This is a genomic window from Haloechinothrix alba (assembly GCF_900188115.1).
In the GTDB taxonomy this organism is placed as follows: Bacteria; Actinomycetota; Actinomycetes; order Mycobacteriales; family Pseudonocardiaceae; genus Haloechinothrix; species Haloechinothrix alba.
On sequence record NZ_FZNW01000005.1, the window covers coordinates 223,525 to 243,183 of the forward strand.

At 69.4% G+C, this 19,659-nt stretch carries 20 protein-coding genes; 6 read left to right on the forward strand and 14 right to left on the reverse strand.

Translation table 11 applies throughout. The annotated features are described in order from the left end of the window. Window positions 1–26: 26 nt before the first annotated feature. From fdxA to CHB84_RS06315, 6 genes are all read right to left on the reverse strand, one after another. A complete protein-coding gene (gene fdxA, locus CHB84_RS06290; protein WP_089300540.1) occupies window positions 27–368 on the reverse strand; it encodes a ferredoxin in 342 nt (113 codons plus the stop codon). Between the two features lie 19 nt (window positions 369–387). After that, window positions 388–1,425 carry an NAD(P)/FAD-dependent oxidoreductase gene (locus tag CHB84_RS06295; protein WP_089300541.1) on the reverse strand — a complete coding sequence of 346 codons (1,038 nt, stop codon included), beginning with the start codon at window positions 1,423–1,425 and terminating at the stop codon, window positions 388–390. Continuing rightward, complete coding sequence (locus tag CHB84_RS06300) at window positions 1,409–3,076, reverse strand: benzoate-CoA ligase family protein (RefSeq protein ID WP_089300542.1); 1,668 nt, start codon at window positions 3,074–3,076, stop codon at window positions 1,409–1,411. Before CHB84_RS06300 ends, CHB84_RS06295 begins: the two co-directional genes overlap by 17 nt. A 9-nt stretch (window positions 3,077–3,085) precedes the next feature. Then, window positions 3,086–4,507: a benzoyl-CoA 2,3-epoxidase subunit BoxB gene (gene boxB, locus CHB84_RS06305; RefSeq protein WP_089300543.1), complete on the reverse strand. Its 1,422-nt coding sequence runs from the start codon at window positions 4,505–4,507 to the stop codon at window positions 3,086–3,088. A gap of 6 nt (window positions 4,508–4,513) precedes the next feature. Then, a complete protein-coding gene (gene boxC / locus CHB84_RS06310) occupies window positions 4,514–6,178 on the reverse strand; it encodes a 2,3-epoxybenzoyl-CoA dihydrolase (RefSeq protein WP_089300605.1) in 1,665 nt (554 codons plus the stop codon). A gap of 130 nt (window positions 6,179–6,308) precedes the next feature. After that, on the reverse strand, window positions 6,309–7,133 hold the full coding sequence (locus tag CHB84_RS06315; RefSeq protein WP_089300544.1) for a hypothetical protein: 825 nt from the start codon (window positions 7,131–7,133) through the stop codon (window positions 6,309–6,311). A gap of 344 nt (window positions 7,134–7,477) precedes the next feature. On the opposite strand from CHB84_RS06315, the gene CHB84_RS06320 reads away from it, so the two are divergent. The 4 genes from CHB84_RS06320 (at window position 7,478) to CHB84_RS06335 (ending at window position 10,414) form a co-directional block, all read left to right on the forward strand. Then, window positions 7,478–7,735, forward strand: a complete 258-nt coding sequence (locus CHB84_RS06320) for a hypothetical protein (protein ID WP_089300545.1) — start codon at window positions 7,478–7,480, stop codon at window positions 7,733–7,735. 47 nt (window positions 7,736–7,782) lie between these two features. Continuing rightward, the gene (locus CHB84_RS06325) at window positions 7,783–8,673 is read left to right on the forward strand and encodes an NAD(P)-dependent oxidoreductase (RefSeq protein ID WP_089300546.1); all 891 of its coding nucleotides are present in this window, start codon (window positions 7,783–7,785) and stop codon (window positions 8,671–8,673) included. Beyond that, window positions 8,670–10,013, forward strand: a complete 1,344-nt coding sequence (locus CHB84_RS06330; RefSeq protein ID WP_089300547.1) for a chloride channel protein — start codon at window positions 8,670–8,672, stop codon at window positions 10,011–10,013. The genes CHB84_RS06325 and CHB84_RS06330 overlap by 4 nt, the downstream gene beginning before the upstream one ends. Before the next feature lie 104 nt (window positions 10,014–10,117). Beyond that, window positions 10,118–10,414, forward strand: coding sequence for a hypothetical protein (locus CHB84_RS06335; protein WP_245818586.1), 297 nt, complete (start codon window positions 10,118–10,120; stop codon window positions 10,412–10,414). 39 nt (window positions 10,415–10,453) lie between these two features. On the opposite strand, the gene CHB84_RS06340 is transcribed toward CHB84_RS06335, so the two are convergent. After that, the gene (locus CHB84_RS06340) at window positions 10,454–11,290 is read right to left on the reverse strand and encodes a Rossmann-fold NAD(P)-binding domain-containing protein (RefSeq protein WP_089300549.1); all 837 of its coding nucleotides are present in this window, start codon (window positions 11,288–11,290) and stop codon (window positions 10,454–10,456) included. A 332-nt stretch (window positions 11,291–11,622) separates the two neighbouring features. Between CHB84_RS06340 and CHB84_RS06345 the strand changes: the two genes are divergently transcribed. Further along, on the forward strand, window positions 11,623–12,246 hold the full coding sequence (locus CHB84_RS06345; RefSeq protein ID WP_089300550.1) for an AMIN-like domain-containing (lipo)protein: 624 nt from the start codon (window positions 11,623–11,625) through the stop codon (window positions 12,244–12,246). 106 nt (window positions 12,247–12,352) lie between these two features. Here CHB84_RS06345 and CHB84_RS06350 read toward each other — a convergent pair whose 3' ends face one another. The 7 genes from CHB84_RS06350 to CHB84_RS06380 form a co-directional block, all read right to left on the reverse strand. Next, window positions 12,353–12,859, reverse strand: coding sequence for a pyridoxamine 5'-phosphate oxidase (locus tag CHB84_RS06350; RefSeq protein WP_176439808.1), 507 nt, complete (start codon window positions 12,857–12,859; stop codon window positions 12,353–12,355). A 111-nt stretch (window positions 12,860–12,970) separates the two neighbouring features. Next, window positions 12,971–13,381: an arsenate reductase ArsC gene (locus CHB84_RS06355; protein WP_089300551.1), complete on the reverse strand. Its 411-nt coding sequence runs from the start codon at window positions 13,379–13,381 to the stop codon at window positions 12,971–12,973. Further along, window positions 13,378–14,493: an ACR3 family arsenite efflux transporter gene (gene arsB / locus CHB84_RS06360; protein WP_089300552.1), complete on the reverse strand. Its 1,116-nt coding sequence runs from the start codon at window positions 14,491–14,493 to the stop codon at window positions 13,378–13,380. The genes CHB84_RS06355 and arsB overlap by 4 nt, the downstream gene beginning before the upstream one ends. After that, entirely contained in the window at window positions 14,490–14,825 is a 336-nt protein-coding gene (locus tag CHB84_RS06365; RefSeq protein WP_425432281.1) for an ArsR/SmtB family transcription factor, read from the reverse strand. The genes arsB and CHB84_RS06365 overlap by 4 nt, the downstream gene beginning before the upstream one ends. Window positions 14,826–14,875: 50 nt before the next feature. Continuing rightward, on the reverse strand, window positions 14,876–15,961 hold the full coding sequence (locus CHB84_RS06370; protein WP_089300554.1) for an ABC transporter ATP-binding protein: 1,086 nt from the start codon (window positions 15,959–15,961) through the stop codon (window positions 14,876–14,878). Then, window positions 15,958–17,628, reverse strand: coding sequence for an ABC transporter permease (locus tag CHB84_RS06375; protein ID WP_089300555.1), 1,671 nt, complete (start codon window positions 17,626–17,628; stop codon window positions 15,958–15,960). Before CHB84_RS06375 ends, CHB84_RS06370 begins: the two co-directional genes overlap by 4 nt. Further along, window positions 17,625–18,686: an extracellular solute-binding protein gene (locus CHB84_RS06380; protein ID WP_217898478.1), complete on the reverse strand. Its 1,062-nt coding sequence runs from the start codon at window positions 18,684–18,686 to the stop codon at window positions 17,625–17,627. Before CHB84_RS06380 ends, CHB84_RS06375 begins: the two co-directional genes overlap by 4 nt. 253 nt (window positions 18,687–18,939) lie before the next feature. On the opposite strand from CHB84_RS06380, the gene CHB84_RS22300 reads away from it, so the two are divergent. Further along, the gene (locus CHB84_RS22300; RefSeq protein ID WP_176439809.1) at window positions 18,940–19,641 is read left to right on the forward strand and encodes an iron transporter; all 702 of its coding nucleotides are present in this window, start codon (window positions 18,940–18,942) and stop codon (window positions 19,639–19,641) included. Window positions 19,642–19,659 lie beyond the last annotated feature (18 nt).

A 19,659-nucleotide genomic window follows, 5' to 3' on the forward strand; every position in this document is an offset into this window, starting at 1 on the left:
CCCGTCTCCCTGATCCGCCGGCGGGCTCAACCACGCGGCACGTAGCCCGCCACCAGCTCGGTGTCCACCCCGATCGGGCCCACCACCATCGCGCCGCCCGGCTCACCGAGGGCCTCGGCGCTACCCCGCAGGGGGTCGGTGAAGAAGCGCTTGTTGTCGGTGACGAACTGCTCCTGGTCGGGTTCGATCTTGCGGTCCTGGGAGATCGCCTCGACCGGGCACGCCGGTTCGCACGCCCCGCAGTCGATGCACTCGGCGAGGTTGATGTAGAGCTTGCGCCCGCCCTCGTAGATACAGTCGACAGGGCACTCCTCGATACAGGACCGGTCCATCACATCGATGCACGGTTCGCCGATGACGTACGGCATGGCCACACTCCTGTGTTGGCTAGGCAGCCGCCCCGTGCGGGAGGGGCGTGTCGGTGGAATGTCCGGGAAACACCGGCCGCTCGGGGTCGATGTGGTGCGCCGCGTTGCTCACTGCGGTGGCGGCCTCCCCGAATCCGACGGCGATCAGCCGCACCTTCCCGGGATAGTCGTTGATGTCGCCCGCGGCGAAGATCCCGTCCACATTGGTTCGCATCGTCGGCGGAACCGGTATGTGCCTGCGACCGTGCACTTCGACTCCCCACTGCAACAAGGGCCCGAGGTTCGCCGTGAATCCCAATGCGGCGATGACACGCTGACACCGCAACGTGCGGGTCCGCTGTTCCGAGTCGACGATGTCGACGGCCTCGATCGAGCCGTTACCCCGGACCGACCCGACCTGGGCGCCGGTGACGATCTCCACCCCGGCCTCGCGTACCGACTCCACGGTGCCCGGATGCGCGCGGAAGGTCGCTCGACGGTGCACCAGCGTGACCGAGCTCGCCAGTGGATGCAACGCTCGGGCCCAATCGAACGCCGAGTCCCCGCCTCCCACGATGACCACGTCGGAGCCGGCATACTCGTCGAGCTCGCGGACGAAGTAGGCCAGGCCCTTGCCCTCGAACTCTGCCGCTGCAGGCAGCGGGCGCGGGGTGAAGTGCCCGATGCCGCCGGTGATGATCACCGATTTCGCGTCCACCCGCGCGCCCCTGTGGGTGGTGACAGTGAACCGTTCCGGACCGCCCTCAACAGGCGTGTAGCGCGCCAGCTCCTCGGCACGGTGACCGAGCAGGTGGATGGGGTCGTAGGGCGCGGCCTGTTCCAGCAGCCGCTCGACCAGATCCCGCCCGCGCACCGAGGGGAAGCCTGCGATGTCGAAGATCTCCTTCTCCGGGTACATCGCGTTGACCTGCCCGCCCGGTTCCGGAAGCGAGTCGACCACCACGACCGACAGGTCCCGGAATCCCGCGTAGTACGCGGCGAACAACCCTGCCGGTCCCGCGCCGACCACGAGGATGTCGGCATCGACCGCCCGGGCGTCGTCATCCGGTACGGACATTCCTCGTCTCCTTGTCGGCTTCGTCCGTTGCGGTCTCTTGCCCGTACGGATCGCCCGAACCCGTCCGGAGCACATCGGCGAAGGTCTCGCGGAGTACGTTGCGGCGGATCTTCCCCGTCGCCGTCTTGGGCAGCTCCGTCAACCCGACGACCTCGCGGGGACGTTTGAAGGCGGCCAGGTCACCCCGGCACCACTCGATGAGTGCCTCGCCGTCCACCGTCCTGTCGGGCATCGGCACCACGCACGCGATGGGCTTGTCGAGCCCGTCCGGGTCAGGCACGGCCACCACGGCCACCTCGGCGACGTCGGGGTGCGCCAGCAGCTGGTTCTCCACCTCACCCGGGCTCACCCAGATGCCACCCGCCTTGAGCATGTCTCCCGCCCGCCCGAGGCAGCTGTAGGTGCCGTCCGCGTTGCGGAGGTAGGTATCGCCTGTCCGCATCCAGTCGCCGAGGAATACCTGGCGCGAGATGTCGGCTCGACACCAGTAACCGGTGGCCGCGCTGCCGCCCCGGACGTAGAGCTCACCGGGGGTGTCCTCGGCGTCGATCACCTCGCCGCTCTCGTCGCGCAGCTGGACCTCGTAGCCGGGTACCACGGTGCCGGAGGAACCGGGATGCACCCGGCCCGGCCGGTTGGATATGAAGATGTGCAGCATCTCCGTGGAACCGATGCCGTCGAGAATCTCCACACCGAAGCGGTCGGCCATGCTGTGGAACATCCGGGCAGGTAACGCCTCGCCTGCCGACACCGCCTGGCGAACCGACGCGAAGGCGTCGTCGGGCACCTCGCTGGCCAGCAGCGGCCCCCAGAAGCTGGGGGTCCCGAACAGTAGGGTCGCCCGGTCCCGGCGCGCACGGTCGGCGAGCAACTCGGGAGCCGGCCGCGCGGGTTCGAGCAACGCGGTCGCCCCGACCGAGAGGGGGAAGAACATCGTGTTGCCGATACCGTAGGCGAAGAAGAGCTTGGCCACCGACAGGCAACGATCCTCAGTGGTGATGCCAAGCACCTGCTGCCCGTAGTTCTCGGCGACCAGCTTGATGTCGACATGACGATGCATCGCGGCTTTCGGCGTACCGGTGGTACCCGAGGTGTACAGCCACAGGGCGGGCGAGTCCTCCCAGGTCCGGAATCGGCGGCCGGCGGTCCCGGAACTGTCGGCTGCCAGCATCTCGGCCCAGGTGTGCCCCCGCACCCCGGCCGGTAGCGGCTCGGGACGCGCCCGCACCATCACGACATCGCCGACCTCGGGGGCCTCCGCGACGGCGTCCCGAACCTGGCAGGCGAACTCGGCCGAGCCGAGCACGACCCGAGCACGCGAGTCGACGACCAGCTTGCCCAGCTCGGCCCCGGTGAGCATGGTCGATGCCGGGACGGCGACGGCGCCCACCGACATCGTGGCCAGGATCGCGGTGAACAGTTCGACCTCGTCGGGCATGCACATCAGCACGCGTTCCTCGGGCCGCACGCCCAGCTCGTGCAAGCCGCTCGCGACCCTGTCGACCTCGACCGCCAGCTCGGAGTAGGTCAGTGTCCGGCTCGGGGCGATCACCGCGGCGCGGCTGCCGTTACCGCGCTCGACCTGCCGGCCTACCAGGTAGTCCGTAGCGTTGAACTCAGCGTACGCGGCGGTGGCAGACGTAGTGGTCATGGCCGCACCTCACGGAAGGTAGACGTACTCGTAGTCGAACGGCTTACCGTTGATGCCGTGGCGGGGTGGAGCCACCCAGCTGGCGATCTTCCCGCGCTCGTAGACCGGCTGCATCAGGGAACGAACGAAGGCGAGGTCCTCGCTGCTCGGTAGCCATTTCTTGCGGTTGGCCTCCCAGGTTCCCTCGTCGACGATGGTGCCTTCCGGCGTGATGTGGTAGCCGGCGTTGATGCCGACATCGCGGTTGAACCCGGGATGCGGGAGCGCGAACCGGAAGTCTATGTCGTGGTCGGCCAGGATCTTGTTCCACCGCTTCAGACCGTTCTGACAGTCCGAGATGTACTCCTCACGAAGGTCGAGGTTCAGCGCGAGGAGGGACTGGACCTCCTCCTGGCTCCACGTGCCATCCGGCTGAGGGACATCGAGCAGCATGCTGTCCTCGGTGAGCTGGTGGTCATCCTTCCGGCGTTCCTCCTGCCAGCGGCCCTTGAGGCCTGCTGTGTAGTAGTTGGCTGCGTTCGTGGAGGTCTCGCCACCGAAAAGGTCCAGCGACACGCTGTAGTGGAAGTTGATGTAGCGCTGGATGATCTCCAGCGGTATACCGCCGAAACCGGCGATGTCGGTGGTGTCGTGCTCGCGGATCAACTCCGCCGAGCGCTGCACCACCCGGTCGACACCGGTGGTGCCGACGAACATGTGGTGTGCCTCTTCCTTGAGCATGAACTCACAGGTCCGCGACAACGGGTCGAACGCCGACTCCTTGAGCGTGCCCAGCTGGTACTTGCCGTCGCGATCGGTGAAGTAGGTGAACATGTAGAAGGCGAGCCAGTCGGCGGTCTCCTCGTTGAACGCGCCGAGGATCCGGGGCTGGTCGGGGCTGCCCGAGTTGCGGTAGAGCAGCGCTTCGGCCTCCTCACGACCTTCCTTGCCGAAATACGCGTGCAGCAGGTACACCATGGCCCACAGGTGCCGCCCCTCCTCGACGTTGACCTGGAACAGGTTGCGCAGGTCGTACAGGCTCGGCGCGGTCAACCCGAGCAGTTTCTGCTGCTCGACCGAGGCGGGTTCGGTGTCACCCTGAATCACGATCAGCCGTTGCAGATCCGCGCGGTACTCACCGGGAACCTGCTGCCACACCGGCTCGCCAGCGTGCTGGCCGAAGGCGATCCGCCGATCCGCGTCGTGCTCGGTCAGGAAGATGCCCCAGCGGTACTCGTGCGGGATCACGTGATCGAAATGCGCCCAGCCGTCCCTGCCGACCGATACCGCCGTGCGCAGGTAGACACCCTGGGTTTCCAGCGCCGGGCCCATCTCGGCCCACCAGTCCATGAACCGCGGCTGCCAGCCTTCCAGCGCTCGCTGCAGCCGCCGATCCGACGACAGGTCGACATTATTGGGAATCTTGCTGTCGTAGTCGACTTTCGTACCCATCGTGTCTCACACCCGCTTCCTGTCGAAGGCTGCTCGCTTACCGGTGCCGTAGCGCCGCAATGCCCCTTCCTCACCCGAGGCGTTCGGACGGTTGAAGATCCAGTTCTGCCACGCGGTCAGCCGGCCGAAGATCTTGGTTTCCATGGTTTCCGGCCCGACGAACCGGTGGTTGGCTTCCATCCCGGTGAGCGCGTCCGGGCTCAAGGCAGCGCGCCCTTCGACCACGATGCGGACCTCGTCCTCCCAGTCGATGTCGTCGGGAGCGTCGGTCACCAGTTCGAGCTCGGCGGCCTCGCTCGCCGAGATGGCACGACCGGCCTCGCGACGCAGCCAGTCCACGTGATCGTCCTCGCGGTAGAAGCGCGACTCGAGGCGGGAGATCCCGTTCGACATGGGGAGAACCCCGAAGTTGGCCTCGGTGAGCATCACCGCGGCCCGCTCGTCGCTGTCCTCGTCCGCGATCGGTGGACCGTCCAGCATGTACTGGAGGTCGCTGGCAAGCATCAGCTCGAAGAGCACACCGGTGAAACAACTTCCCGGCTCGATGAGGGATATCAGGCTCCTGCTGGTGACATCCAGGCGTTTGAGCGTGCGCTTGTAGTAGAGCACGATTTCGTTGCACAGCCAGTCCTCGACCGCACCGTCGAGCACGACCTTCTCGTGCGCCGCGACAGCCTCGGCGTCGCCCTGCGTGCGGATCAGCCACGTGCCCAGTTCCAGCTCGTTGGTGCGCAGACGCAGGATCAGATCGTCCAGCTCCCTGGTCACCGCCAGCAACCAGTTCCGTGCGCCCTGCTCGTGAACCTCGCTCACCCTCTGCGGCGCGGGCTCGCCAGGGCCCCGGACGGTGATATCCACAGTGCCTGCCGCGCGGTCGAACCGCGCGTCGACGTAGCGGTAGGTGATCCCCTCGGCGGTCGCCTCCCGCTCGAGCGGTGTCAGCTCGATGCCTCGCGCATCGGCCGGGCGCGAGCTGTTCTCGGCTACCTCGAGAGCCCGCTGCCGCAACCGCTCGGTGAAGTCGCGGCGGGGCGCGAGCTCATCCACCAGGTTCCACTCCACAGCGGTCTTGCCCTTGATCCCGTCACTACGCGTGGCGAACACATCGGCGCGGTCCTTGCGCACCCGGCGCTTGTCCACCACCCGGGTCAGCCCTCCGGTACCCGGAAGCACTCCGAGCAGCGGCACCTCCGGCAACCCGACGGTCGACGAGTTGTCGTCGATCAACATGATCTCCTCGCACGCGAGCGCCAGTTCGTAGCCACCTCCCGCGCAGACGCCGTTGACGCCTGCCAGGTACGTCTGGCCCGAGTTCTCGGTCGCGTCCTCCATGCTGTTACGGGTCTCGTTGGTGAACTTGCAGAAGTTCACCTTCCACGCGTGCGGCGAGCCGGCAAGCATGCGGATGTTCGCCCCCGCGCAGAAGACGTTCTCCTTCGCGCTGGTGACCACCACGGAACGCACGCCGGGGTACTCGAACCGCAACCGCTGGATCGCGTCGTAGAGCTCGATGTCGACTCCCAGGTCGTAGGAGTTGAGCTTCAGCTCGTAGCCGGGGACCAACCCACCGTTCTCGTCGACGTCCATCTCCAGCCAGGCCACGGTCCCGTCGACGCGCAGGCGCCAGTGCCGGTACGCGTCGGGGTGACGATCGAACGTCACCTCCGGCATGGCCTGCTGCCCGCCCGCCGGGGCGCCGTCCTCGCCGGCCGCTACCTCGACGGACCCGGCTGGTTCGGCCGGCTTCATGGCGACCGTCATGTCCAGCTCCTTCTCGCTGCGGTGACGAATGATGGACTTATTATCTACACTGTTCACAACGAGCGTCAAGGTTATGTAGAAGAAATGTGCATACGTCCGCCGGGAGCGCGGACGGAACCACGCACCGGCTGGAAGCCCCCAGCACGCCCGCGAGCTCGGCCTGCACCGTGGCCGCGCTGCACAAGCGCACGCCGAACCCGATGAACACGACACCGGTGACGCCGTCGAGCCGGCGACGGACCGCAGGGCGGGACAGCTGTGCCGCGACCCGCGACGTGACCATGACCAGCGCGAACAGGAAGACCGCCGTCATCACCAGCGAGGGTCTAGGCGATGCCCGACATCGGGATGTCGAACCGCTGCGGCTCACCGGCGGCCCGGTGTCGGTGTCCTGGCCCTTCAGGTACCTGGCGAACCAGTCGAGGATGGCCGCGTCGAGGAAGGCGCGGTCGTCCGCGTCGGCATAGCTGTCCGGGCAGGAGACGTGCCCGCTGCAGAAGGCGACCAGTCGCGCCGGTGCCCGGTCGCGCACGTGGTCGAAGTTGCCGACCGCCTCGGTGAGGTCGAACAGCGTGTCCACGCTGCCCTGCATGACAAGCGACGGCACCGCAACCGGATTCGCCTCGCCGTAGCGGGCGTTACTGCTGCGCCCGAAGAAGTCCACGGACTCGCCGGACAGCTGGTTGGTGGCCGCGCCCTCCACCTGCGCCTGGTGGATCCGCAGGTGCAGCCCACCGGCCTGGGGGCCTGCCGGGTTGCGGGGGTCGAGCCCTTCACCACGAGCCGCCGGCACCCCGACCACGTAGAGCAACTCCGCCCAGCCGAAGTTGAGCCCCCGGTCATCCCGATCACCGGGTCGGCGCACGTCCCGTCCGCGGCGCGACCGCTCTCGCAGGCGAGGCGTGCGGCGACGCCGGGCTCGGTGGCCAGCCAGTCGATCAACGCGCTGGCGTCCCGGCCTTCCTTGCCTGGCTTGAGCACATGACGCCGACCAGCAGTGCTGTGCGTGGGCGCAACGCAAGCCTCCCGTGCTCCTCGCTACCGGGCCTTGCCCGTGCCTAACGACCCGGCGTCTTCCGGGGCACGGGTCCGTTCCGGATTCCCGGTACCGGTGGTGCGATTGCGCGGCGCCGAACACGCTGGTACTCACCGATGCAGAGCCATCACACGTCACACGCACGCCACCGTCATCGATTCCCGGGAGCCGCCGTGACCACCGCAGCGAACCATTACCGAGACGCAGGCTTCGAGTTCCACAACGCCTACGAGGCACGCGAACGGGGCCACCAGGAGCAGGCCGCGTTCCGCATGCGCATGTCCGAGTGGCACCAGCGGCAGGCCAGGCTACGGATCGACGCCCTGCGGCTGCTTGCCGAGAGCGATACCTCGTATGCCGGCATCCTCCGCACCGAGCAGGACGCGCTTGCCCGGTTGCTGGCGGATGAGCATTCCGGCCTGCCCGACTGAGCCGCGGCCACGCGGACGACAGGTGCCGGTTGGGTAAGGTGTCACGCGTGAGCACGACGACCGTGGGATTCATCGGGCTCGGCATCATGGGCGGGCCCATGGCCGCGAACCTGCTCGCGGCGGGCTTCGACGTGATCGGGTACAACCGGAGCCTGCCCGCGCGGCAGCGGCTCGCCGACCGGGGCGGCCACGCGGCAGCCTCGGTCGCGGAAGTGGCAGGTGTCGCCGACGTCGTCGTCACGATGCTGCCCGATGCCGAGGCTGTCGAGGCTGTCACGCTCGGCGCCGACGGCATCCTCGCCAACGCGCGTCCCGGCACACTGCACATCGACTGCAGCACCATCGCGCCGGAGGCGGCGCGAACCATCTTCGGCCGGGCAGCCGACCGGGAGGTCGGTGCACTCGATGCCCCGGTCAGCGGCGGGGACCAGGGCGCTGCCGAGGCGAGCTTGTCGATCATGGTGGGTGGCAGGGAGACCGACTTCCGCGCGGCAAGGCCGGTGCTCGACGCGATGGGGCGCACGGTCGTGCACGTCGGTCCGGCAGGCACCGGGCAGACGGTCAAGGCCGCCAACCAGCTCGTCGTGGCCGGGATGATCCAGGCAGTGGCGGAGGGGATCGTCTTCCTCGACGCGCACGGGGTAGACACCGAAGCCGCGGTCCGGGTGCTCTCCGGAGGGCTGGCGGGTAACGCCGTGCTGGACCGCAAGGCCGGCGGGATGCTCCGACGCGACTTCACCCCCGGCGGACGCCTCGAGTTGCACCACAAGGATCTCGGTATCGCCCAGGACGCGGCCCGCGAGGTCGGCGCGGCCATCCCGGCGGGAGCGACCGTGGCACAGCTGATGGGGGCCATGGTCGCGCGAGGTGATGGGGCGCTGGATCACTCGGCGCTACTCACCCTCGTCGAGGAGCTCTCCGGTCGCGGCGAGCAGTGACCCTCGCGCGCGCTGCGCGCCGCGCAGGCATCCTCCTCGCGCTCAGCGTGCTGGTCGGCGCCCTCGCCGGCATGGCTGCCACCGCTTTTCTGTCGCTGACCACCATCTTCACCAAGGCACTGACCGGGCAGGGCGACTACGGAACCTCCGGGCAGGCGTCCCACCCGCTCCTGCCGGGGCTCGGCCCCTGGTTCCTCCTGGCGGTGCCCGTGCTGGCCGGTCTCCTCTACGGCCCGCTGATCCCCCTGCTCGCCCCGAACTCGGCAGGCCGGGGCGTCTCCGGGCAGGGGATCTCCGAGGTCATGCACGTCGTGGATACGCGGGCATCCGCCATGTCGACGCGGGAAACCGCCGTGAAGGTGTTCGCCTCCACGCTGTGCATCGCCGGTGGCGGCTCGGTCGGCTCGGTGGGCCCTGTCGCACACCTCGGCAGCGCGCTCGGCGCGGCCCTGTGCAGGGTCACCCGGCAGCCGTGGTCCACCCTGCGGCCGCTGCTCGCCGGGGGTGCCGCGGGCGGCCTCGCCGGTGTGCTCGGCGCGCCGATCGCCGCGCCGGTCTTCGCTCTCGAGCTGGTCCTGCGCCGGTTCAGCGTGGTCGCCCTGGCTGTCTCGGCGCTGGCGGGCGTCACCTCGAACGCGGTCGCGCGCGCCGTCGGCGGGGAAATCTCCGTGTTCAGCCCACCCGAGCTGACCCCGCACGGCTCGGCGGACTACCTGCTGTTCGTGCTCGCCGGGATCGTCGTCGGGGCGGCGGGAATGCTGTTCGTCCGGGTGCTGTACCTGGTCGAGGACGCGTGTGACTGGGTGTGGCGGTGGCCGCAGTGGCTGCGTCCCGCCGCGGGCGGCCTGCTGCTCGGCACGCTGCTGCTCGCGGTTCCGGAGCTGTACGGGGTCGGCGACCTCGTCACGGGCACCGTGCTCGACGGCCACTACGCGCTCGGCTTCCTTGTCGTCCTGCTGCTCGGCAAGATCCTGGCGACCAGTCTCAGTTTCGGCATCGGCGGGTACGGCGGGGTATTCGGCCCGATGCTGTTCATCGGCGCGGCAGCCGGAGTCGCGGTAACCGAGGCCACGGCCATGACACTGCCCCATTTCACCGCCTCAACGTGGCTGTACGGCCTGATCGGGATGGCGGCCGCGCTCGCGGCCGCGGCTCGCGCCCCGGCGACGGCTGTCGTCCTGGCCGCCGAGCTGGCAGGCGACCCGGCGGTTCTGCTACCGGCCGGTACAGCGGTCCTCGCGGCCACCCTGACCGGCCGCGCCCTCAGCAGGGAAACGATCTTCACCCTCGACCTGCGCCGCCAGGGACTGAGACCGGACGGGACTCGACCGACCGGGTGAAAGCGGCGGAATCACCGCACGTCGCGTCATGCTCACGCGCGCGGCACGTCCCATCGACGTGTCACCGGCGAGGAGCATCGCCGCAACATCGAGGAGTGGTGACCGTGACCGCCACCGAGCCAACAGGAGACCTACCCACCCACCGCGACAGGGCCATCCTTGCAGCGGTCCGCGCCGGTCGCGTGGAGCTGACCTGCAGCTCCGAACCCGACCTGTTCATCGACGGGCTGTACTGCTCCGACCAGCGAAGCGCACACCGCCTCGTGCACGCCGGCCTGATCACCAGCGAGACGTCCGGCGATCCGGGATCGCGTGTCGCCGCGGTCCTGACCGCGCGCGGCTCCGCGGTGCTCGCCGAACGGCAGGACCCGGGCTCGACAGGCGACGGCGACGCGGCATGACACGCCCACACCCACGACGCCGCCGCCGTGTGCGCCGCCTCAGCGGTGCGGCGTGCCGTGGCCGGCGAGCACAGCGCGGTAGCCCTCCCGGTAGGTCGGGTACTCGAACGTGAACCCGCTTGCCACGAGCCGGTCGTTACGGAAGCGCTTGCCGCGTGACGAGCCTGCTCGCTGCAGCTCCGGTAGTGGCACGTCCAGCTGCCCGGCAAGGAAACGCACGATCTCGCCCCGCTCGACCGGCGCGTGATCGGTCCCGAGACAGACGGCTGCCGGCCGTTCCGCCCGGGTGGTCAGGTGCACGATCGCGGCAGCGGCGTCGTCCCGGTGTATCCGGTTGGTGTAGCTCGCCGCGTTGGACACGGGCACACCCTCCCGCACCCGGTCGAGCAAGGCGCCGCGCCCGGGCCCGTACAGGCCTGCCAGCCGCAGCACGATGGAGCCGGGAACCCGATCGTGCAGCATCCGTTCGGCCTCGACGAGCACGGACCCGGTCGCCGAGGCCGGTTCCGCCCGCGTGTCCTCGTCGACCCAGCTCCCGTCGTCGACACCGTAGACCGAGGTCGAGGACACCAGCAGCACGCGACTCGGCCGCGCGCCCGCACGGTCCACTCCGGCCAGCGTGTTCGCGAGACCATCCACATAGGTCGACCGGTACCCGTCCTCCGTACGCCGGTCGGCGGTCACGACGATCACCACGATGTCGGTGTCCCCGGGAACCTCGGGAACCTCGCAGGTGAGGTCCACCGACCGGCCTTCGACGGCCGTCGGGAGGCGCGCGGGCGAGCGGCGCAGCGCGACCACCCGGCGACCGGTCGCCGCGAACCGCAAAGCGGCTTCCGTCCCGAGGTCGCCACACCCGGCAAGCAGCACGCTCATGGTCGGTGTTCCTTTCGCCTCACGTGACGGCGCGTTCCAGGGCCCAGCGAGACGACGCCGCCCACCGCCGGCACACATCCTGCCGCCCGCAACACCGTATGCCAGCGGCGCCATCCGGCCGTACGCGCCTTCCGGTCGAGCTGCCTGTGATCGGCGACATCGCCGAGGGCTGGGCCAGGAGCTGACAGGGCGCGCTCCCCTGCCGATCGCTCAACCTGCTGGAACGTGCGTGACCTCCTACGATAAGGGTGGAGCGCGGACATCGCGCCCGTGCTCCACCGAGGCTCCGTTCCACCGGCAGGGACGGACGAACCGCTCAGGAGGGATATCGATTGCGCCTGAGATCCACCCTCGCGGCGTCGGCGACGATCGCGTTGTTGCTCGGCGCCTGCGCACAGAGTGAACGTGAGCAGGCCGTACCCGCATCACCACCCGACGAGGCAACGCAGTCCAGCGAGGCAGCGTCGTCCGGCGAGGAGGGCACCACCCCGTTCACCTTCGGTTCCGGGACCGATCAGCAGGCAGCCGCCGGTGCCGGGCCCATGATCGTGGTCACCGATGTCCGGATGGGCAGCCACGACGGCTTCGACCGTCTCGTGTTCGACATCGGCGGGGACGGCGAGGCCGGCTGGGACGTGGCCTACACCGACGACCCCCGCACCCAGGGGAAGGGCGAGAAGGTCGAGGTCGACGGCGATGCCGTGCTCGCGATCTCGATCCGCAACGTCGCCATGCCCACCGATGAGGAGGCGGTGCCTGCGGGGGTCGAACCATGGGACGGCCCGGAACGCCTCGACGGACCCGAGGGCGGCCACATCGTCGAGGTCGTCGAGGACACAGTGTTCGAGGGCAGGCACCTGTTCCACGTCGGGCTGGACAGCGAGGTGCCGTTCACGGTCCAGCGCCTGGAGGACCCCCAACGAGTGGTGATCGACTTCCTCCTCGAGGAGGCGTGAGCACGAGGCGCGGGTCCGTCACGCCTCATCGGCTGCCGAACCACCGACGACATCGGACTCCGGTTCGCGCGGGGCTGCACTCGGGACGAACTCGAAGTGCACGGTCCTACCGGTCTTGCGGCGCAGCACGCGGCGTGCCGTCCGCCCGGTAGGTCGTCACGTTGACGGTCTTCTGCCGGAGGAATCGCTCCAACGTGGGCTCGGTGGACACCGACACGGCACCGAGGACGGAACCGAGCTGTCGCACTCGCAGCACCAGCGCGACGGCGACCGCCACCGAGACCGCTGCCAGTGCCCACGCCTGCCAGGCGAAGCCGCCATGGGACAGATCGATGACGTGGTTGACGACATGCAGGGTGTTCGCGACGAACAACGCGGCAAGCGCCGTCGCGAGCGCATCCGCCCAGATCAGCGCAAGCAGCACCATCACCCCGATACCGATCTGGAACGCACCGAGGTCATGGAGGAAGTGCTCGTGGTGGCCGAAGTTCGCGAACGCGGCGAAGGACCGCGTGCCCGCCAACGACCAGACCCCGGCCGCCAGCATCGCCAGCCCCGCCAGCGCGCTCACGAGGGTGACAACGCGCCTCGACCTCGCATCCGCCTCAGCCATGTCGATCCGCCTCCGGCTGTCTCGTGGAACCCTGTGTATCCAGAAGACGAGCCGGGGACCGTGGGTGTGACAGCGCCCGCGTCACGAGCGCGAGCGAGCGGGTCCCGGCCGTCAGCCGCCTGTCGTGATCAGCTCGTCGAGCAGGTCGGTGACGTGGCGGTCGATGCGGTCCCGGATGCCTCGCACCACGTCGACGGGTTGGCCTGCCGGGTCGTCGAGCTGCCAGTCGAGGTAGCGCTTGCCGGGGTAGACGGGGCAGGAGTCACCGCATCCCATGGTGATCACGACGTCGGCGGCCTCCACGGACTCCGGCGTGAGCCGCTTCGGAGATGCCTGGGTGAGGTCGATACCCAGCTCGGCCATGGCGTCGACGACGGCCGGGTTGATGTCGCTCGCCGGGGCGGTTCCTGCCGAGCGGACCGTCACCCGCCCCCGGGCGCGGTGCTCGAGCAGCGCCGCGGCCATCTGGGAACGGCCCGCGTTGTGCACGCAGACGAACAGGACCTCGGGTGTTGCGGTCAACGCTCCTCCTCGACTCGCACGGACGTCCCGGACATGTGCTGTGCCTGCGGGAAGTACCTGCGCGCCCACAGCGAGACGTAGACGAGGCCGACAAGCACAGGTACCTCGACCAGCGGGCCGACCACCCCCGCGAGGGCCTGGCCCGATGTGATGCCGAACGTCGCGATGGACACCGCGATGGCCAGCTCGAAGTTGTTGCCCGCCGCGGTGAACGCCAGCGCCACCGCACGCTCGTAGCGCAGCCGCAGCAACCGGCCGAGCACCAGCGAGCCTGCCCACATCAGGGCGAAGTAGCCCAGCAGCGGCGCGGCGATGCGCGCCACGTCCAGCGGGGCGCCGGTGATCGCCTCGCCCTGCATGGCGAACAGCAGCACGATCGTGAACAGCAGGCCGTACAGGCCCAGCGGCCCGATCCGGGGCAGGAACCGCTCCTCGTACCAGGCGCGCCCCCTGGCGCGCTCACCGAACCGGCGCGTCAGGTATCCGGCCACCAGCGGGATCCCCAGGAAGACAAGCACCGACCTGGCGATGTCACCGGTGGAGGCATCGATCCCGGTCTGCGGCAGCCCGAGCCACCCGGGCAGCACGGAGAGGTAGAACCATCCCAGCGCGGCGAAGGCCACGACCTGGAACAGCGAGTTCAGCGCCACCAGCACGGCTGCCGCCTCCCGGTCCCCGCGCGCGAGGTCGTTCCACACGATGACCATCGCGATGCACCGCGCAAGGCCGACGATGATCAGTCCCGTGCGGAACTCCGGCAGGTCCGCAAGGAAGATCCAGGCGAGCGCGAACATCACCGCGGGCCCCACCAGCCAGTTCAACACCAGCGAGGACACCAGCAGCCGCCTGTCGCCGGTGACCGTGTCCAGCCGGTCGTAGCGCACCTTCGCCAGCACCGGGTACATCATCACCAGCAGCCCCAGCGCGATCGGCAGGGAGATCCCGTCGACCTGGACAGCGTCCAGCGCGGGCGCTAGACCCGGAACCCACCGGCCCGCGAGCAGCCCGGCCAGCATGGCCGCGCCGATCCACAGCGGCAGATACCGATCCAGCGTGGACAGTTCGGACGCGACGGCGTGCCCGGCACGGTCCTCGGTGGTTACGCCGGTCACGCGGGCACCGCCCCGGCGGGCATCAGGACGTCGGCGATGGTGCGCAGCGTCTCCGGGCACACCCGGTAGTAGAGCCACGTGCCGCGCCGCTCCCGCTCGATCAGCCCGGCCTCGCGCAACACCTTGAGGTGGTGCGAGATCGTCGCGTCGGAGACGTCGAACGCCCCGGTCAGCTCACACACGCAGGCCTCGCCGTCTGCGCGGGAGGCGATCAGCGACAGCAGCCGTAACCGGGCGGGTTCGGCAACGGCCTTGAGCGTTCCCGCGAGCTGCCGCGCATGCTCCTCGCTCAGCGGCTCGCGCACCAGCGGCGAGTAACAGGACTCGCCCACACTTCCATTATTAGACATACATCAAAATTGACATACATCTAAGTATCGCGTCAAGCCTGCTGGCCTGTGGCGCTGGTCCCCGCCTCATCGCCGTTGAGGACGGCAGGCGCGTGCCCGTGCGCGAGCACCGCCCGCAGCCGCGTCCCTATCGGGTAGCACGCCGTGTGCGGCTGCAGTGAGCGCAACCTGCGCCCGGAGGCGAGCGTGACCGTGTGCAGCACGAAACCGCCCTGGAACTCGGTGTCGACGACTCGGGCCGTGCCGTCGTCGGAGGGAGTAAGGGTGACCTCGTGTGGGCGCACCATCACCTCCAGTTCGCCGGTGGCATCGAGCCCGGCAGGCGCGCTCACCGGCCCGAGTTCGGTGACCAGCCCGCCGGAAACCAGCTCCGCGGGCAGGAAGTCCGCCTCGCCCATGAACGTCGCGACGAACCGGTTGGCCGGGGCGTGGAAGACCGACGCGGGGTCGCCGAGCTGCTCGACGCACCCCGCCCGCATGACGGCCACCCGGTCCCCGATCGCGAGAGCCTCGGTCTGGTCGTGGGTGACGAAGACCGCCGTCGTCCCCGTCTTCCGCAGGATCGCGACGGTGTCGGCGCGAACCTGCGCGCGCAGGTGCCTGTCGAGGTTGGAGAACGGCTCGTCGAGCAGCACCAGGTCCGGTTCGGATGCCAGGGCCCTTGCGAGGGCGACCCGCTGCTGCTCACCACCGGAGAGCTCGTGCGGGTACCGCTCACCCATCCCCTGCATGGCGATCATCTCCAGACCCGCATCGACCCGGTCGCGGCGGCGCTTGCCGGACCAGCCGTTCAGCCCGAAGGCGATGTTGCCCGCGACGGTCAGGTGCGGGAACAGCGCGTGGTCCTGGAAGACCATGCCGACATTGCGCCGCTCGGGCGGGCACCACACGCCGTCGCCGGCGATCCGCTCGCCTGCGAGGTGAATCGCGCCCCCGTCGGGCTGCTCCAGCCCGGCGACCAGGCGTAACAGCGTGGACTTGCCACAGCCCGACGGCCCGACCAGCGCGAGCACCTCGCCGTCGCCGACCTCGAGGCTCAGCTCGTCGACCGCAGGTACCCTGCCGAACTTCTTGCGTACCTTCTCGATCACGAGCGTCGGGTCGTGGTTCGGGTTCACCGCGCTCCCTCCAAGCTTTGCGGACGTCGGCCAACGAGTAGCAGGACCGGGATGACGGCGACGGCGACGATCGTCAGCGCGGGCAGCGCGGCGCTTTCCCAGCGACTCTCCGAAGCCAGCTCGTAGGTCCACACCGAGAGGGTGTCGAAGCCGAACGGGCGCAGCAGCAGCACGATGGGCAGCTCCTTGAGCGCGTCGATGGCGACAAGCACCATGGCGGTGGCCATGCCGGTGCGGACCAGCGGGAGGTGTACCCGGCGCATGACCCGCATCGGTGCGGCGCCGAGGCACAGGGCCGATGCCGTCATGGCCGGGTTCACCTTGGCGAAGCTGGCGTCGACGGTGTGGTAGCCGAGGGCCAGGAACCGCACGATGTAGGCGTAGATGATGCCCACCACCGAGCCGGTGGCGAGAAGGCCGGTGCCGCCCGGCACGCCGAGCGCCTCGAGGCCGGTGTCCAGGTAGGCGAAGGTGAGCAGCACACCGATGGCCACGACCACCCCGGGGATCGCGTACCCGACGGTGGTCAGCTGCGCGGCCGCCGCCGTCAGCCGCCCGCCTGCCGTGCGGGTCCCGTGCGTGACGACCAGCGCGATGGCGACGCAGCTGACCGCGACGACCGCCGCGACGGTGATGCTGTTGAGCAGGTACCCGGCGTAGCGCGGGTCGAGCAGACCGGCGGCGCCGGACAGCACGTCCGCCCCGAACCACCACAGCAGCTGCGCGACGGGCAGCCCGAACGCCGCCGCGAGCACCGCCGCGCAGGTACCGGTCGCGGCCGCGGCACGCACCCCGCTCAACGGGACCGGGCGCAGGCCGTGCCCGGTGCCACCCTTCTGGTGGTAACGCGCCCTGCCGCGCAGCATCCGCTCCCCCGCGATCACGAGCAGCGCGAACACGAGCACGAGGCTGGCCAGCTCGGTCGCGGCCTCCCTGTCGAACTGTCCCTTCCACACCTGGTAGATGCCCACGGACACGGTCTGGACGTTGAAGTAGGACACGGTCGCGAAGTCCGTCAGCGTCTCCATCAGCACCAGCGCGAGCCCGGCGGCCAGCGAGGGGCGTGCCAATGGGAGGGCGACCCGCACGCCTGCGCGGACGCGGCCCGCCCCCAGGGTCCGGGCCGCCTCGAACGTCGCCGGCGCCTGCTCGCGTATCGCCGAGCGTCCGAGCAGGTACACGTAGGGATACAGGCTCAACGAGAGTACGACAGCGGCTCCGGGGATCGAACGCACGTCGGGGAACCACACCTCGGGTCCCATCAGCGCGCGCAGGCCCGACTGGACCGGCCCCGGTGCGTCCAGCAGGGCAAGGAAGACGAACCCCAGCACGTAGGCGGGCATGGCCAGCGGCAGCACCAGCAGCCACCCGAAGGCGGCGCTGCCGGGGAACCGGTAGACACTCACCAGCCAGGCCAGCCCGGCCCCGAGTACCAGCGTGCCCGCGGCAACGGCAACCATCAGCGCCAGCGTGGAGCCGAGCATCCCCGGTAGCGGCCCGGCCCACAGCTGCGCCCACACCTCGAGGGTCGGGGTGAGAGCGCTCACGGCGACCAGGGCGACCGGAATGATCGCGAGCACGGCGACCGAGACCACCGCAACGAACCACCCGTGCCTGCTGCCGCGTCGCAGCCGCACCGGTGCGATGGCGGGTGCCCGGACACTCACTCGTAACCGACCTCGTTCATCAGCCGCACGGCGCGGGAGTTGAGGCTGCCGTACGCCTCCGCCTCGATCGGCTCGTAGTCGAACTCGCCGAACTCCGCGATGATCGGCTCGGGATCGACCTCGGGGTTCACCGGGTACTCGTGGTTGCCGTCCACGAAGCTGTTCTGGCCGGTGGTGGCCAGCCACTCGATGAGCTCGCGGCCCAGCTCGGGATGGTCGGCCTCGGCGAGCACGCCCGCGCCGGAGATGTTCACGTGCGTGCCACGGCCGTCCTGGTTCGCCCAGAACGGCCGGACGGACAGGTCCCCGTCGTCGGCGAGCAGCCGGGCGAGGTAGTAGTGGTTGGTGATGGCGACGTCACAGGTCCCCGCGTCCACGTTCTCCAGGATCCGCACGTCGTTGTTGATGATCTCGACGTCGTTGTCGACCCAGCCGCCGACGATCTCGCGGGCGCGCCGCTCGCCGTGGTTGTCGATCAGGCTCGCCACCAGCGACTGGGTGTAGGAGTTCGTGGAGTTGCGCATGCACAGCCGCCCCTTCCACGCGGACTCGGCCAGCTGCGCGTAGGTGTCCTCGGCGGAGAACTCGCCGGGGTCGACCTCGTCCGGGTTGTACATCACCGTGCGCGCCCGCATGGACAGCCCGTACCAGTGCCCTTCCGGGTCGCGCAGGCCCTCCGGCACCCCCTCCTCGAGCCGCGCCGAGTCCAGCGGGGTGAGCAGCCCGTCCTGCTCAGCCTTCCAGAGGTTGCCAGCGTCCACGGTCATGTAGACGTCGGCCTGGGTGTCCTCGCCCTCGGCCGCGATCCGCTCGCGCAGCTCGGCATCGCTTCCGGAGAGGAACTCGACCGAGATGCCGGTCTCCTCGGAGAAGTCCTCGAATGCCTGCTCGAGGTCGTAGTGCCTGCCCGTGTAGACGCGTACGGTGTCCGACTCGCCTGCGGTGACGGCACCGCAACCGGACAGCGGCACCACGAACGCGGCGATCGAGACGAGAACGGTCAGGCGGTTCGCCGCCCTCCCCCTGTGCGATCTACCGACACCTGACAAGCCGAACACGTCACATTCCTCCGTACTTCGGGATCGAGACCCCGTTCCCGGCTCGCACCGATGACGGCGCTTGTCGGCCTGGAGGGCAGGGTTGGCTTACCTAACCAATCCAGGACAACGATGCTAGGGCGCCGGTGGGTTGTCAAGCTCTTCCGCTGTGGATAACTTAGGCTAAGTTAACACCCGGATGATCGCGTGATTCGCCGATGTGACCGGCGTCTCGACCGGGTTTCAGGACGTGCGCACACAGAGAAGGAAGCCGATGAACACCGGAACAGCCTCGTACCGCCGACTCGTACCGTGCCTCGCCGCGTTCGGCGTCCTCCTCGCCGGGTGCGCCGACGACGGCGCTGAGGTCCGCGAGCTCGAAGGGAGTGACGGCTCGGAGTCGGGCAGCCACTCGGGGTCGGGCAGCCACTCGGGATCCGGCAGTGGCTCCGGGTCCGGCAGCGGGTCGGCCTCCGCCAGCGGGTCCGAGCCGGGAGGCGTGCCCGAGGGCGTTGCCAGGCAGTACGCCCACCTGGCCGAGGAGATCGCCGATGAGGGCGGCCAGACCGAGTCCGGCCCGTGGCGTATCGGCTACATCGTCGAGCCCGCCGAGGGCTGGCACGCCTCCGAGGGCGACGACGTGCGGTACCGCGAGCCCGCGGGTGACGAGACCCATCACATCGAGGTCGTCCCGTTCGAGGCCGATTCCGGCCGGGTGGTCCCGGAGGTGCCCATCCATGTGGAGATCCTCGACGGGGACGGCCGGGTGGTCGACGCGAACGACCTGGAGTTCTTCTACGGCGAGGCCTTCCACTACGGGAACAACTTCGCGGTGCCCGAACAAGGCGAGTACACGCTGCGCGTCACGCTCGAGCCGCCACGGTTCCTCCGCCACGGCGAGCAGGACGGGGACCCGGCGCTGACCGAGGGCGCGGAGGTCGAGTTCACCGAGGTGCAGCTCGAGTCATCCGGTTGAGGCGCCCGGCTTGAGGCG

Bases quoted from the DNA above. Each gene is read 5' to 3' on its own strand.
- fdxA (WP_089300540.1), bottom strand. From the start codon at position 368: ATGCCGTACGTCATCGGCGAACCGTGCATCGATGTGATGGACCGGTCC.
- CHB84_RS06295 (WP_089300541.1), bottom strand. From the start codon at position 1,425: ATGTCCGTACCGGATGACGACGCCCGGGCGGTCGATGCCGACATCCTC.
- CHB84_RS06300 (WP_089300542.1), bottom strand. From the start codon at position 3,076: ATGACCACTACGTCTGCCACCGCCGCGTACGCTGAGTTCAACGCTACG.
- boxB (WP_089300543.1), bottom strand. From the start codon at position 4,507: ATGGGTACGAAAGTCGACTACGACAGCAAGATTCCCAATAATGTCGAC.
- boxC (WP_089300605.1), bottom strand. From the start codon at position 6,178: ATGCCGGAGGTGACGTTCGATCGTCACCCCGACGCGTACCGGCACTGG.
- CHB84_RS06340 (WP_089300549.1), bottom strand. From the start codon at position 11,290: ATGAGCGTGCTGCTTGCCGGGTGTGGCGACCTCGGGACGGAAGCCGCT.
- CHB84_RS06350 (WP_176439808.1), bottom strand. From the start codon at position 12,859: ATGGCTGAGGCGGATGCGAGGTCGAGGCGCGTTGTCACCCTCGTGAGC.
- CHB84_RS22300 (WP_176439809.1), top strand. From the start codon at position 18,940: ATGAACACCGGAACAGCCTCGTACCGCCGACTCGTACCGTGCCTCGCC.